The 13529-nt window shown below is 60.8% G+C and carries 12 protein-coding genes; 4 read left to right on the top strand and 8 right to left on the bottom strand.

The window, feature by feature from the left end; genetic code table 11:
* The first annotated feature begins 2 nt into the window (after positions 1-2).
* The 4 genes from ELQ88_RS07300 to ELQ88_RS07280 all read left to right on the top strand — a co-directional run bounded on the left by ELQ88_RS07300 (position 3) and on the right by ELQ88_RS07280 (position 4274).
* Complete coding sequence (locus ELQ88_RS07300; RefSeq protein ID WP_128873761.1) at positions 3-680, top strand: heavy metal response regulator transcription factor; 678 nt, start codon at positions 3-5, stop codon at positions 678-680.
* Complete coding sequence (locus ELQ88_RS07295) at positions 670-2034, top strand: heavy metal sensor histidine kinase (RefSeq protein ID WP_128873760.1); 1365 nt, start codon at positions 670-672, stop codon at positions 2032-2034. The genes ELQ88_RS07300 and ELQ88_RS07295 overlap by 11 nt, the downstream gene beginning before the upstream one ends.
* A 210-nt stretch (positions 2035-2244) precedes the next feature.
* On the top strand, positions 2245-2469 hold the full coding sequence (locus ELQ88_RS07285; protein WP_138964353.1) for a hypothetical protein: 225 nt from the start codon (positions 2245-2247) through the stop codon (positions 2467-2469).
* A gap of 308 nt (positions 2470-2777) precedes the next feature.
* A complete protein-coding gene (locus tag ELQ88_RS07280; protein ID WP_138964351.1) occupies positions 2778-4274 on the top strand; it encodes a sensor domain-containing diguanylate cyclase in 1497 nt (498 codons plus the stop codon).
* A gap of 102 nt (positions 4275-4376) precedes the next feature.
* Here ELQ88_RS07280 and lpxC read toward each other — a convergent pair whose 3' ends face one another.
* From lpxC to ftsW, 8 genes are all read right to left on the bottom strand, one after another.
* Positions 4377-5288 (bottom strand): UDP-3-O-acyl-N-acetylglucosamine deacetylase, encoded by a 912-nt coding sequence (lpxC, locus tag ELQ88_RS07275; RefSeq protein ID WP_095130494.1) that lies wholly within the window; start codon positions 5286-5288, stop codon positions 4377-4379.
* 112 nt (positions 5289-5400) lie between these two features.
* Positions 5401-6594 carry a cell division protein FtsZ gene (gene ftsZ / locus ELQ88_RS07270; protein WP_064675982.1) on the bottom strand — a complete coding sequence of 398 codons (1194 nt, stop codon included), beginning with the start codon at positions 6592-6594 and terminating at the stop codon, positions 5401-5403.
* A 71-nt stretch (positions 6595-6665) separates the two neighbouring features.
* On the bottom strand, positions 6666-7925 hold the full coding sequence (gene ftsA, locus ELQ88_RS07265) for a cell division protein FtsA (protein WP_128873758.1): 1260 nt from the start codon (positions 7923-7925) through the stop codon (positions 6666-6668).
* 15 nt (positions 7926-7940) lie between these two features.
* Positions 7941-8810, bottom strand: a complete 870-nt coding sequence (locus ELQ88_RS07260) for a cell division protein FtsQ/DivIB (RefSeq protein WP_128873757.1) — start codon at positions 8808-8810, stop codon at positions 7941-7943.
* Between the two features lie 4 nt (positions 8811-8814).
* A complete protein-coding gene (locus ELQ88_RS07255; protein ID WP_128873756.1) occupies positions 8815-9807 on the bottom strand; it encodes a D-alanine--D-alanine ligase in 993 nt (330 codons plus the stop codon).
* Entirely contained in the window at positions 9804-11264 is a 1461-nt protein-coding gene (gene murC, locus ELQ88_RS07250) for a UDP-N-acetylmuramate--L-alanine ligase (RefSeq protein WP_128873755.1), read from the bottom strand. The genes ELQ88_RS07255 and murC overlap by 4 nt, the downstream gene beginning before the upstream one ends.
* On the bottom strand, positions 11257-12327 hold the full coding sequence (gene murG / locus ELQ88_RS07245; RefSeq protein WP_138964349.1) for an undecaprenyldiphospho-muramoylpentapeptide beta-N-acetylglucosaminyltransferase: 1071 nt from the start codon (positions 12325-12327) through the stop codon (positions 11257-11259). The genes murC and murG overlap by 8 nt, the downstream gene beginning before the upstream one ends.
* Entirely contained in the window at positions 12317-13528 is a 1212-nt protein-coding gene (ftsW, locus tag ELQ88_RS07240) for a putative lipid II flippase FtsW (RefSeq protein WP_178084742.1), read from the bottom strand. Before ftsW ends, murG begins: the two co-directional genes overlap by 11 nt.
* Between the last annotated feature and the right edge of the window lies 1 nt (position 13529).

Here is a 13529-nt window from a genome sequence, read left to right as displayed (position 1 = left end):
TCATGCGCGTTCTGATTATCGAAGACGAGGAAAAAACCGCGGACTACCTGCATCGCGGCCTGACGGAACAGGGCTACACCGTGGACCTGGCGCGCGACGGCGTCGGCGGCTTGCACCTGGCGCTGGAAAGCGACTACGCGGTGATCGTCCTCGACGTCATGCTGCCGGGCCTGGACGGCTTCGGCGTATTGCGCGCGTTGCGTGCGCGCAAGCAAACCCCGGTGATCATGCTCACCGCCCGCGAGCGCGTGGAAGACCGCATCAGAGGCCTGCGCGACGGCGCCGACGATTACCTCGGCAAACCTTTTTCCTTCCTCGAACTGGTGGCACGGCTACAGGCGTTGACGCGTCGCAGCGGCGGCCATGAACCGGTGCAAGTCAGCGTCGCCGACCTGTGGATCGATTTGATCAGCCGCAAGGCCACCCGCGCCGGCATGCGCCTGGACCTGACGGCCAAGGAGTTCTCGCTGCTCAGTGTGCTGGCCCGTCGACAAGGTGAAATCCTCTCGAAAACCGCCATTGCCGAGATGGTCTGGGACATCAATTTCGACAGCGACGCCAACGTGGTCGAAGTCGCGATCAAGCGCCTGCGGGCCAAGCTCGACGGGCCGTTCGAGGAGAAATTGCTGCACACCATCCGTGGCATGGGTTATGTGCTGGAGAGCCGTGGTGTCCAGTAATTCGATTGCCCTGCGCTTGAGCGGGATGTTCACCCTGGTCGCGCTGCTGGTGTTCCTGTTGATCGGCGGGGCGCTCTATCAGCAAGTCGACAAAGGCCTGGGCTTGTTGCCCGAAGCCGAGCTGGATGCGCGCTACAGCGTGCTCGAATCCACCGTCGGCCGTTACGGCACGCCGGAGCATTGGGTGAAGATCAACAACAAGCTCAAGCTGCTGGGTGAAGAAGACAAGCGCATCAGTTTCTGGATCATCAGCGGCGACCCCCATTACGAATACGGCAACCTGACGCCGCAGATCCGCGCCTTTGCCCAGGGGCCGCTGGGCATGCGCGACCTGAAACTGCCGGATCAGCCTTATCCATTGAAGGTGCTGGTCAGCCAGTTTCCCGCCAAGGATCAGCGACCGCCGCTGCGTTTCATGATCGGCATCGACACCGAAACGTTTTTCCAGACTCAGCACCACTTGTTGATCGCCTTGATCAGCCTGGCGATCATCGGGGTGTTACTGGCCTCGGCACTTGGCTATTGGGTGGCACGGATCGGCCTCAAGCCATTGATCAAGCTGTCCCAGGAAGCCCAGCGCCTGGCCCCGCCATTGCGTTCCGGGCGGTTGCGACTGGCCTCGCTGCCGCCGGAACTCAATCAGTTCGTCAACTCATTCAACTCCACGCTGGAACGCGTCGAACAGGCCTACTCGCGCCTGGAATCATTCAACGCCGACGTTGCCCACGAACTGCGCTCGCCACTGACCAACCTGATCGGCCAGACGCAGGTGGCACTGACCCGTGGCCGTTCAGCCGAACACTACTTCGAAGTGCTGCAATCGAACCTCGAAGAGCTGGAACGGCTGCGTTCGATCATCAATGACATGCTGTTTCTCGCCAGCGCCGACCAGGGCAGCAAGGCCACCAAACTGATGTCCACCTCCCTGGCGGATGAAGTGGCAACCACCCTGGAATACCTGGATTTCATCCTCGAAGACGCCCAGGTCCAGGTGCAGGTCAGTGGCGATGCCCAGGTGCGGATCGAAATCGCTCATCTGCGTCGGGCGTTGATCAACCTGCTGAGCAATGCCGTGCAGCATACCGAACCCGGCCAAGTGATTCAGGTGCGGATCGAGGTCGAGGCGCACCAGGTCAGCATCGGTGTCGCAAACCCGGGATCGCCGATTGCCAGCGAGCATCTGCCGCGACTGTTCGAGCGCTTCTATCGGGTCGATGCGTCGCGCAGCAACAGTGGCAACAACCACGGCCTGGGCCTGGCGATCGTCAAGGCGATTGCACTGATGCATGGCGGGGACGTGTTTGTGCGCAGTGATCACGGCATGAATACCTTCGGTATCCACCTCCCCGTCTGACGCCCCCCTGTAGGAGCTGGCTTGCCAGCGAAGAGGCCCTCGAGCCTTGCACCGCCCATGAGGACGCCTTCGCCAGCAAGCCGGCTCCTACAGACTCGATCCTTGTATTTTCCGCAACAGTCCTTTCATGAATTCGCTCTTTTTCCCCGCCTGATTGCGCCTTATCTTTGCCGCACCAAACAGCACTTGCCAAGCAAGAAGGTTTTAGAGATGTCCAACACCATGGGTATTGCCAGCGCTTTCGTTTTGTCCTCGTTGTTCCTGTCTCCGGTCGCCATGGCTGAAGAGTCGCAGACTTTCGCCGCGCACAACACCGCACGCGCCGCGGCGTTCGAAGAGTATCAGAGCGAAATGACGGCCAAGGCTCAGGATGCCGCGCAAACCCCTCAGGCGTCGACCAGCCGGTCCCAGACAGGACTCGAGAACGACAGCTGACCGTTAGAAACCACTCTGTTTCCCTCGACACTTTTATCGGCTCTTTCCGTTGAAAGTTGTCTTCAAGCCGCTGCTATCAGCGGCTTTTTTTCGCCGGTTCGTTGCAATTGATGTAACGATAACCGAGCGATCATCGACGACCCGTTCAGCTTTTTCTGACCCCCGTTTCAAAAAAGGCCTGCATGTTTTGCTGGCCTTTTTTTTGCTTGGGATTTATACAGGCGCTGTATACGCAATCGGTGTCCGGCGCTCTGCCCCGGCGATTGCACCAGAAGTCTCTTATCGCCTTGTCAGTAGAAGTCAGAACCATGAGTGTGCGCCATGCGATACCTCACCACTCGATCCGTTCGACGCGACCGGAACGGATTCTGACTCTCGGCAGTTTACTGCTGGCGATTGCAATCATGAGCATTGTCGCCTTCCTGCTGATCCGTGAACGCGCCAACGCCGAGCTGTCCGCCACTCGCGCAGCATCCAATATCGTGCAGTTGATCGACGCCGACGTCCTGCGCAACATACAACTCTATGATCTGTCGTTGCTGGGCCTGATTGCCGCCTCGCAGCGTGAAGACCTCAAATCCGTATCCCCGCTCATTCGTCACCTGGCCTTGTTCGACCGCGCCACGGCTGCGCCCTATAAAGGCGACATTCTGTTGCTCGACAACCAGGGCAACGTGATGGCCGACTCGGCCTCGGTGGTACCCAGAAAGGGCAACTTTGCCGACCGTGAATTTTTCCGCTCCCATGTGAATAAGCGGACCCCGGGCATGCTCATCAGCCGCCCGTTCAAGTCCGCAGAGGCAGGACAGGAATGGCGTATCAGCTTCAGCCGCCGGATCAGTGGCGCCCAAGGCGAATTCCTGGGTGTGGCCGAAGCCGCGATGCGCTTGAACTACTTTGATCAGTTGTTCAACAGTTTGAACATAGGTCGGGACAGCACCATCACCCTGATCAGCAAGGACGGGATCCTCCTGGCCCTGCAACCGCGCCCGGCCGAGGACATGACCGGCAAGGACTTCAGCAGCCGTCCTAACTTCCAGCGCATCGTCAAAGAAGGCAACGGCAGCTTCACCGGCACTTCAAGCCTCTACCAGGATGAACGCCTGTACACGTTCTCCCAGGTGGGCGACTTGCCGTTGATCGTCATCGTTGCCCTGTCCAGCGACGAAGTCTATGCGGCGTGGAAGCGCACGGCGCTGGTGGTCAGCCTGGCGACCCTGGCCCTGTGCGTGAGCCTGCTCTGGTTGACCTGGTTGTTCAGCCGGGAATTGCGCCTGCGGCATAACGCCGAGCAGGAACTGGCGCAACTGGCCGCCACGGATGCGTTGACCGGCCTGGCCAACCGCCGAACCCTGGATCAGGTCCTGCGCCATGAATGGTTTCGTGCCCAACGCTCGGGCTTGCCGCTGTCGCTGCTGATGATCGATGCCGACCACTTCAAGGCGTTCAACGATCGCCACGGGCATCAGGCTGGCGACGATGCGCTGCGCACGGTGGCCCGGGTGATCAGCGCCCATGTCCGACGGCCGGCGGATCTGGTTGCCCGTTATGGCGGCGAGGAGTTTTCGGTGATTCTTGCCGAAACCGGCAGCCAGGGTGCGCTGCGGATTGCCGAACAGCTCCGTTCAGCGGTCGAGCAGTTGCCGTTGAGGGCGGATGCAGAGTCGCCGATGACTGTCAGTATCGGGATCAGCACCTGGACCCCGCAGAGCGACTTGAGCCTGGAGCAATTGCTGTTTGCCGCGGACAAGGCGTTGTATCAGGCCAAGGAAAGTGGGCGTAATCGGGTCGTCGCTACCGGCTGAGAAATAATGCTGTGGCGATGAGGCCCTTCCAGACACCGCCAATTCGGGGCATAAAAAAAGGCCACCCGAAGGCAGCCTTGAAAAACTAGAGAGGTTTTTTACTTACACGGCCGCAACTGGGCGCATGTAAGAGATCGGTGCAGTGCTGGCGTCTTCAAAAGTCACGACTTCCCAGGCATCTGTCTGCTCAATCAACTTGCGCAGCAGCTGGTTGTTCAAAGCATGTCCGGACTTGAAGCCCTTGAACTCACCAATCAGGCTATTGCCCAACAGGTAGAGGTCACCAATAGCATCGAGGATCTTGTGCTTCACGAATTCGTCTTCATAACGAAGGCCGTCTTCGTTCAGTACACCATCCGCGTCGACCACAATAGCGTTTTCAACGCTGCCGCCGAGTGCGAGGTTGTGCTTGCGCAGATACTCGATGTCACTCATGAAACCAAAGGTACGGGCGCGGCTGACTTCTTTTACGAACGAAGTACTGGAAAAATCCACGCTTGCACTTTGTGTGCGGTCACGGAAAACCGGGTGATCGAAATCGATCTCGAAACTCACCTTGAAGCCTTCGAAAGGGACGAAAGTGGCGCGCTTGTCGCCGTCTTCCACTGTCACTTCGCGCAGGATGCGGATGAATTTCTTGGCGGCGTCCTGTTCTTCCAGGCCCGCCGACTGAATCAGGAATACGAAAGGTCCAGCGCTACCATCCATGATCGGGACTTCGGACGCGGAGAGCTCGACGTAGGCGTTATCGATGCCCAGGCCAGCCATGGCCGAGAGCAAGTGCTCCACCGTATCCACTTTGGTGTCACCACTGACCAATGTGGTCGACATCGTGGTTTCACCAACGTTTTCCGCGCGAGCAGGGATCTGCACCACAGGGTCCAGATCGGCACGAACAAACACGATGCCGGTGTCGATAGGTGCAGGCTTGAGGGTCAGGTATACCTTCTCCCCGGAGTGCAGACCTACACCTGTGGCACGGATAATATTTTTCAGTGTGCGTTGTTTAATCATGGCTTGGGCCGCTTCAGCGCAAATTGCGAACTGGTATCAACAAAGGCTGGCGATAATAGCAGACCACGCCTTTGCTGAACACCAATCACCTTCATAGCCCTGATACATTCCATCAATCGGCCTGACGACGCAGGAAAGCCGGAATGTCCAGGTAGTCCAGGTCGTCTTGCGGATTCATCTTCGCGGCAGCCGCAGCACCGGCCTGAGCCTGGTTGCGCATGACGGTCGGACGGTCCAGGTCACGGTAGTTTACCGCTGGCTGTTCCTGGCGTGCAGGGGCTTGTTGTTGTGGCTGGGAAGCCATGGAGGTATGAACGGTATTGTCGATGAGCTTCACAGCCTTCTCGATTTTCGCGCCCAGACCTGTGGCAACCACAGTCACGTGCAGCTCGTCGCGCATGTCCGGATCGATAACGGTACCGACCTTGACCATCGCGTGCTCGGAAGCGAAGGCTTCGATGATGCTACCCACGTCGGAGTACTCACCCAGGGACAGGTCAGGACCGGCGGTGATGTTCACCAGGATGCCGCGTGCACCTTGCAGGTTCACGTCTTCGAGCAACGGGTTGCGAATGGCCGCTTCGGTGGCCTCGCGTGCACGGTTCGGACCGCTGGCGCAGCCAGTGCCCATCATTGCCATGCCCATTTCGCTCATCACGGTACGGACGTCGGCGAAGTCGACGTTGATCATGCCCGGACGCTTGATGATGTCGGAGATACCGCGAACGGCTCCAGCCAGTACATCGTCGGCCTTGGCGAAAGCCGACAGCAGGCTCGCGTCTTTACCGAGGATGGTCAGCAACTTCTCGTTGGGAATGGTGATCAACGAGTCGACGCTTTCAGACAGCAGACGGATACCTTCGTCGGCGATCTGCATGCGCTTGCGGCCTTCGAACGGGAACGGACGGGTCACCACCGCAACGGTGAGGATCCCCATTTCCTTGGCCACTTCAGCAATGATCGGCGCAGCACCGGTACCGGTACCGCCGCCCATGCCAGTGGTGATGAACACCATGTTGGTGCCCTGCAGGACTTCGGCAATGCGCTCACGGTCTTCGAGAGCGGCCTGACGACCTACTTCAGGGTTGGCGCCAGCGCCGAGACCTTTGGTCACGCCGGTGCCCAGTTGCAGGATGGTCCGCGCGCCGATGCTTTTCAGCGCCTGGGCATCAGTGTTGGCGCAGATGAATTCAACGCCTTCAATGTTGCTCTTGACCATGTGGTTGACGGCGTTGCCGCCGCCTCCGCCAACACCGATAACTTTAATAACCGGGCTTGCGGGGATGTTGTCTACGAGTTCGAACATTTTCCCTCTCCTTTCATTTCTCTAGTTTTTGCGCCTACTGCCTGTATCTACAACGGTGCTGCGGTAAATCTTTAGAAGTTGCCCTGGACCCAGCTCTTGAAGCGATCGAGCAAGGCGACTTTCGGCTCTTCATTGCTGTAACTGTCGCGGCTGCTGATGCCCGAGAACGAAATCCCGTCGGACTGCTTCTGCAGGCCGTACATCAACAGGCCGACGCCGGTGGAATAGATCGGGTTGCGGACGACGTCGTCCAGGCCCTTGACGCCATGGGGCACGCCCAGGCGGACCGGCATGTGGAAGATTTCTTCGGCCAGTTCGACCGCGCCTTCCATTTTCGAAGTACCGCCGGTCAGCACGATGCCGGCCGGGATCAGGTCTTCGTAGCCGCTGCGACGCAGTTCGGCCTGGATCAGCGTGAACAGCTCGTCGTAACGCGGCTCGACCACTTCGGCCAGGGCCTGGCGGGACAGCTCGCGCGGCGGACGGTCGCCGACACTTGGCACCTTGATGGTTTCACCGGCACCGGCCAGCTTGGCCAGGGCGCAGGCGTAGCGAATCTTGATTTCTTCGGCGTACTGGGTCGGGGTGCGCAACGCCATGGCGATGTCGTTGGTCACCTGGTCGCCCGCAATCGGGATCACCGCGGTGTGACGGATCGCGCCTTCGGTGAAGATCGCGATGTCGGTGGTGCCGCCGCCGATGTCCACCAGGCACACGCCCAGCTCTTTCTCGTCGTCGGTCAGCACCGAGTACGCGGATGCCAGCTGCTCGAGAATGATGTCGTCGATTTCCAGGCCGCAGCGACGCACGCATTTTTCAATGTTCTGTGCAGCGTTGACGGCACAGGTGACCACGTGGACCTTGGCTTCCAGGCGTACGCCGGACATGCCCAGCGGCTCACGCACGCCTTCCTGGTTATCGATCACATAATCCTGCGGCAGAGTATGCAGCACGCGCTGGTCGGCCGGGATCGCCACAGCCTGGGCGGCGTCGAGCACACGTTCAAGGTCGGCGGCGCTGACTTCGCGATCGCGAATAGCGACGATGCCGTGGGAGTTCAAGCTGCGGATGTGATTGCCCGCCACACCAACGAACGCCGAGTGGATCCGGCAACCGGCCATCAACTGCGCTTCTTCGATCGCGCGCTGGATCGACTGCACGGTGGACTCGATGTTCACCACCACGCCTTTCTTCAGGCCACGGGACGGATGAGTACCGATCCCGACAATTTCCAGCGTGCCGTCGTCCGAGACCTCGCCGACCAGCGCCACCACCTTGGAGGTGCCGATATCGAGACCGACGATCATTTTGCCGCTTTGCACGTTTGCCATTGGTCCTGCCTCTTCTTAATTCTTCGCGACAGCGGGTTGGGCCGTCGTGGGCGCTACAGGTTCCCGCCAGCCAACAGCGAGGCCGTTGGCGTAGCGCAGATCGATGCGCGCAATGTTCGTAATCTGTTCTTTGAGCGTCTTGTCATAGATGGCAATGAAGCGGCGCATCTTTTCCACCTGGTTGCCGCGTCCCAGCAGCAGTTCAATCCCCGGACCCGCGCTGCCGGCGCCGGTGGTCAGGAACCAGCTGCCTCGATCACGCAACTCCAGCCGTGCAATCGAGAAGCCCAATGGCCTGAGCATCTGGCTCAGCACCTGGTATTGCTGCATCACTTTCTGTTGAGCCCGTTGTGGACCGAACAACTGTGGCAAGTGTTCGTAGTTCGCCAGTTCACGCGGGGTGAACGCCTGACCCTGGTTGTTCAACAGCGATTCATCACCCCAACGGGCCACCGGCAGTTGTTCTTCCAGGCGGATCACCACTTGATCCGGCCACACCCTGCGCACTTCCGCGTGGGCAATCCATGGCATCTGTTCCAGCTCGGTGCGCATGCCCGCCAGGTCGATGGTGAAGAAGCTCGCCGCCACGAATGGCGCTATCCGCTGCTGCACCGCTTGCTGGCTGATGTAACTCAAGTCGCCCTGCACGGCGATTTTGCTGATCGGCCGATCGGCATACGGCAACAAGCGCTGCGTGCCTTCGTAGGTGCCGAAACCCAGCACTACCAGCAGCACCGGCCAGAACAGGCTTTTGACAAAAGCAAAATTGGCTTTCGGCAGGCGCGCAGACATCGGCTCTTTGGCCACCATTCGGCTGGCACCCCGCGGCACCGGCTTGCGGCCGGTCGGTGCGGGGGGCTGATGTCTCAGCTGGGCGCCTTGCATGGTCTTAACCTCGCGGCTCTTTGTTATTGGCTACGTGGCTGGCAGCGTTACCGGCAACACTGGCCGCCAGGATCGCCAATACCAGTTGCTGGAAATCCAGGCCGGCGGCACGGGCCGCCATCGGCACCAGACTGTGATCGGTCATGCCCGGCGCGGTGTTGACTTCCAGGAACCAGAACTGCCCGTCGGCGTCCTGCATCACGTCCGCCCTGCCCCAACCGGCGATACCCAGCGCCTCACAGGCTTTGGCCGTGAGGTCCATGAGTTCTTGTTCTTTGCTGCTGTCCAGGCCACAGGGGATCCGGTACTGGGTATCGGATGCCACGTACTTGGCGTCGTAGTCGTAGAAGCTGTGCGTCGTGCCCAGGGCAATCGGTGGCAACACCTGGTCACGCAGGGTGGCGATGGTGAACTCCGGACCTTGAATCCATTGCTCGACCAACACTTGCGAATCGTAGGTACTGGCCGCTTTCCACGCGTCGATCAATTCAGACGCGGAGGTCACTTTGGCCATCCCGATACTTGAACCTTCATGGGCCGGTTTGACGATCAAAGGGAAGCCCAGTTCCGTCGCCGCCGAAATACAATCGGCTTCGCAGCTCAGCACCGCATGGCGTGGCGTCGGAATGCCGAGGCTGTGCCAGACCTGTTTGGTGCGCAGCTTGTCCATCGCCAGTGCCGAGGCCAGGATGCCGCTGCCGGTGTATGGAATGCCCAGGCATTCCAGCAGGCCCTGCATGCTGCCGTCTTCACCGCCACGGCCGTGGAGGATGATGAAGGCGCGGTCGATTTTTTCGTTGAGCAGACGCTGCAACAGGTCATCGCCGACGTCGAGACCGAACGCATCCACACCGGCGCTCAGCAGCGCGTCGAGCACGGCGTTACCCGACTTCAGGGAGACCTCACGCTCGGCACTCTTGCCGCCGAAGAGCACGGCGACGCGGCCGAAGTCTTTCGGTGCAATAGTGGAGACAAGGTTGGCGTAAGCAGCAGTCATTTCAACTTCCCCACGCTCGGCGCAGCAACGGCGCCAGCGAACAACGGACTCTTCAACAGCTTCGGTGCGAGACCACCGATGTCACCGGCGCCCTGGCACAGCAGGATGTCGCCGGCACGCAGCAGTGGCTTGACGATCGGCGCGAGGTCGACCCCGCGCTCGATGTAGATCGGGTCGAGCTGGCCGCGCTGGCGGATGCTGTTGCACAGCTTGCGGCTGTCTGCGCCCGGAATCGGCTCTTCACCGGCCGGGTAGACTTCCATCAGCAGCAGCACGTTGGCATCGGCCAATACATTGACGAAATCGTCGTACAGGTCGCGGGTACGGCTGTAGCGGTGCGGCTGGTAAACCATCACCAGGCGGCGCTCCGGCCAGCCACCGCGCACGGCTTTAATGACCGCTGCCACTTCGGTCGGGTGGTGACCGTAGTCGTCGACCAGCATCACGCTGCCGCCTTCTACCGGCAGTTCGCCGTAGACCTGGAAGCGTCGGCCGACACCCTGGAACCCGGACAGGCCCTGGACGATGGCTTCATCGCTGACGCCCTCGTCAGTGGCGATGCAGATGGTCGCCAGCGAGTTGAGCACGTTGTGGTTGCCCGGCATGTTCACCGAGACATCCAGCGGTTCACGGTCAGGGCGCAGCACGGTGAAGAAGGTCTGCATGCCTTGCTGGCGTACATTGATCGCGCGCACGTCGGCGTCGTCGTCGAAGCCGTACGTGACGGTCGGGCGCTTGACCAATGGCAGGATTTCGCGCACCACCGGATCGTCCAGGCACACCACCGCCAGACCGTAGAACGGCAGGTTGTGCAGGAACTCGACGAAGGTTTTCTTCAGCTTGTTGAAGTCACCGTCGTAGGTCGCCATGTGATCGGCGTCGATGTTGGTGACCACGGCCACCAGCGGCTGCAAGTGCAGGAAACTGGCGTCGCTTTCATCGGCTTCGGCAATCAGGTAACGACTGGAACCGAGCTGGGCATTGGTGCCCGCTGCATTCAGACGGCCACCGATCACGAATGTCGGGTCCAGGCCACCGGCGGCGAACACCGAAGCGATCAGGCTGGTGGTGGTGGTTTTGCCGTGGGTACCAGCGACGGCGATGCCGTGGCGATAACGCATCAGCTCGGCGAGCATTTCTGCCCGCGGCACCACCGGAATCCGGCGTTCCAGGGCGGTGGCGACTTCCGGGTTGGACGTGTTCACGGCACTGGAGGTGACCAGTACATCGGCGGTCGCGGCGTTCTCGGCACGGTGGCCGATAAAGATCTGGGCGCCAAAGGACTCGAGACGCTCGGTGACCGGCGAAGCCTTAAGGTCCGAACCGGACACTTGATAGCCCAGGTTCAGCAGCACTTCGGCGATGCCGCACATGCCCACGCCGCCGATACCGACGAAGTGGATGCGACGGATGCGGCGCATTTCCGGATGCGGCATGGCTTTCTGATTCTCAACCATGGGCCACCTCCAGGCAGGTATCGACCACGTTACGGGTGGCATCGGGTTTGGCCAGGCGGCGGGCGGCGGTGGCCATGTCGGCGAGTCGTTGTGGTTGCATCAGGACCTCTGTCAGGCGTGCGGCAAGATCCGCTGCGCCAGTCGTTCTTTGCGGCATCAGGAAGGCAGCGCCTTCACGGGCCAAATAATCGGCGTTGCGGGTCTGGTGATCGTCGATTGCATGGGGCAATGGCACCAGCATCGAGGGCAGACCGGCGGCAGCCAGTTCACTGATGGTCAGCGCGCCTGCGCGGCACACCACCAGGTCGGCCCAGCCATAGGCTTGGGCCATGTCTTTGATGAAAGGCTCTACTTGCGCCTCGACGCCAGCCGCGCGATAGCGCTCTGCAGTCACTTCATCGTGGTTTTTGCCGGCCTGATGAAACACTTCCGGACGCAGGTCGGGGACGACTTGCGACAGGGCTTCAGGCAGCAACTTGTTCAACGGTTCTGCGCCCAGGCTTCCGCCCAGGATCAGCAAACGCGCCTTGCGCCCCGCCAGGGCGGGTCGCGGTGTGTCGAGGAACAGCTCGGTGCGCACCGGGTTACCGGTGGTCCTACGGCTGCCCGACAGGGTAAAGGTGTCGGGGAACGCTTCACAGACCCGGGCGGCCAACGGCACCAGCAACCGATTGGCGGTACCGGCCACGGCGTTCTGCTCGTGAACGATCACCGGCACGCCCGCCAGTTTGGCCGCGACACCGCCAGGACCGGTCACAAAACCACCAAAGCCGACCACACACACCGGCTGCAGCTGGCGAATGATCGCCCGTGCCTGCCAAATGGACTTGAGCACCATGAACGGGGCCTTGAGCAGGGACAACTTGCCCTTGCCGCGCACGCCACTGGCGTTGATCCGGTGCAGTTCGATACCGGCCATCGGCACCAGTTCATTCTCGATGCCGCGCGGGGTCCCCAGCCAATGCACGGTGTAGCCCCGGGCCTGGAATTCGCGGGCACAGGCCAGCGCCGGGAACACGTGGCCACCGGTGCCGCCCGCCATGATCAAGACGTTAGCGGCCATGGGGCGGCTCCTCGGCGAAGTCGCTCTCCTGGAACTCCATCTCTTCACTGCCCAGGTGGGTTCGACTCTCCCACTCGATACGCAGCAACAAGCCGAGACAGGCACAGCAGATCACCAGCGAACTGCCGCCATAACTGAGGAACGGCAGGGTCAGGCCTTTGGTCGGCAACAGGCCGACATTCACCCCGATGTTGATCAGGAACTGACCGATCCACAGGAACGACAGGCCGTAGGCCACATACGCCGCGAAATACTGCTTGGCTTTTTCAGCCCACAAGCCGATGTACATGCCGCGCACACACACGAACACGAACAGGCCGACGGTGCACAGGGAACCCACCATGCCGAGCTCTTCGGCCAGTACCGAGAACACGAAGTCAGTGTGAGCTTCCGGCAGGTAGAACTGCTTCTGCACGCTGTTGCCCAGGCCAACGCCCAGCCACTCGCCACGACCGAAGGCGATCAGCGCCTGGGTCAGTTGGTAGCCGGAACCGAACTGGTCGGCCCAGGGGTCGGTGAAGGTAATCAGACGAGCCATCCGGTAGGGTTGCGCCTGCACCAGGACGGTCACCGCCCCGACTGCCAGCGCCACCATCAAGGTGAAGCGGAACAGCCCGACCCCGCCGAGGAACAGCATCGCGGCCGCCGCGCCCATCATGACCACGGTGGCACCGAAGTCCGGCTCCATCAGCAGCAGGCCGGCCATCGGCAACAGCACGATGAAGGGCTTGAAGAACCCCATCCAGCTTTCACGCACTTCTTTCTGGCGACGCACGAGGTAACCGGCGAGGTAAATGACGACAAATACCTTGGCGATTTCCGATGGCTGCACGTTGAAGAAACTGAAACCGATCCAGCGCATCGAGCCGTTCACCTCACGGCCGATCCCCGGGATGATCACCATTATCAGCAAACCGAAGGCACCAAGCAGCATCAGCCAGCCGAGGCGTTGCCAGGTGGCAATCGGAATCATCATGGTGACGATGCACGCCCCCAGGCCGAGGACCAGGTAAATCAGGTGGCGGATCATGTGGTACAGGGTATTGCCCGACTGTACTGCGGCCACTTCCGACGACGCGGAAGTGATCATGACCAGCCCCAGGCCGAGCAGCGCCAGGCAACCGGCGAGCATCGGGAAGTCGAGGTCGATACCGCGCCCGGTGATGATCGGCGATGGATACGGCTTGATGATGTTTCTCAGG

The organism is Pseudomonas sp. MPC6 (assembly GCF_006094435.1).
In the GTDB taxonomy this organism is placed as follows: domain Bacteria; phylum Pseudomonadota; class Gammaproteobacteria; order Pseudomonadales; family Pseudomonadaceae; genus Aquipseudomonas.
The sequence above is the reverse complement of the archived record's forward strand: the minus strand, read 5'-3'. Positions and strand labels throughout refer to the sequence as shown.

What these genes read in the sequence shown, in the direction of transcription:
- ftsA (WP_128873758.1), bottom strand. Translation starts at nt 7,925, where the DNA reads ATGGCAAACGTGCAAAGCGGCAAAATGATCGTCGGTCTCGATATCGGC.
- ELQ88_RS07300 (WP_128873761.1), top strand. Translation starts at nt 3, where the DNA reads ATGCGCGTTCTGATTATCGAAGACGAGGAAAAAACCGCGGACTACCTG.
- ELQ88_RS07255 (WP_128873756.1), bottom strand. Translation starts at nt 9,807, where the DNA reads ATGACTGCTGCTTACGCCAACCTTGTCTCCACTATTGCACCGAAAGAC.
- ftsZ (WP_064675982.1), bottom strand. Translation starts at nt 6,594, where the DNA reads ATGTTCGAACTCGTAGACAACATCCCCGCAAGCCCGGTTATTAAAGTT.
- murG (WP_138964349.1), bottom strand. Translation starts at nt 12,327, where the DNA reads ATGGCCGCTAACGTCTTGATCATGGCGGGCGGCACCGGTGGCCACGTG.
- ELQ88_RS07285 (WP_138964353.1), top strand. Translation starts at nt 2,245, where the DNA reads ATGTCCAACACCATGGGTATTGCCAGCGCTTTCGTTTTGTCCTCGTTG.
- murC (WP_128873755.1), bottom strand. Translation starts at nt 11,264, where the DNA reads ATGGTTGAGAATCAGAAAGCCATGCCGCATCCGGAAATGCGCCGCATC.
- lpxC (WP_095130494.1), bottom strand. Translation starts at nt 5,288, where the DNA reads ATGATTAAACAACGCACACTGAAAAATATTATCCGTGCCACAGGTGTA.
- ELQ88_RS07260 (WP_128873757.1), bottom strand. Translation starts at nt 8,810, where the DNA reads ATGCAAGGCGCCCAGCTGAGACATCAGCCCCCCGCACCGACCGGCCGC.
- ELQ88_RS07280 (WP_138964351.1), top strand. Translation starts at nt 2,778, where the DNA reads ATGAGTGTGCGCCATGCGATACCTCACCACTCGATCCGTTCGACGCGA.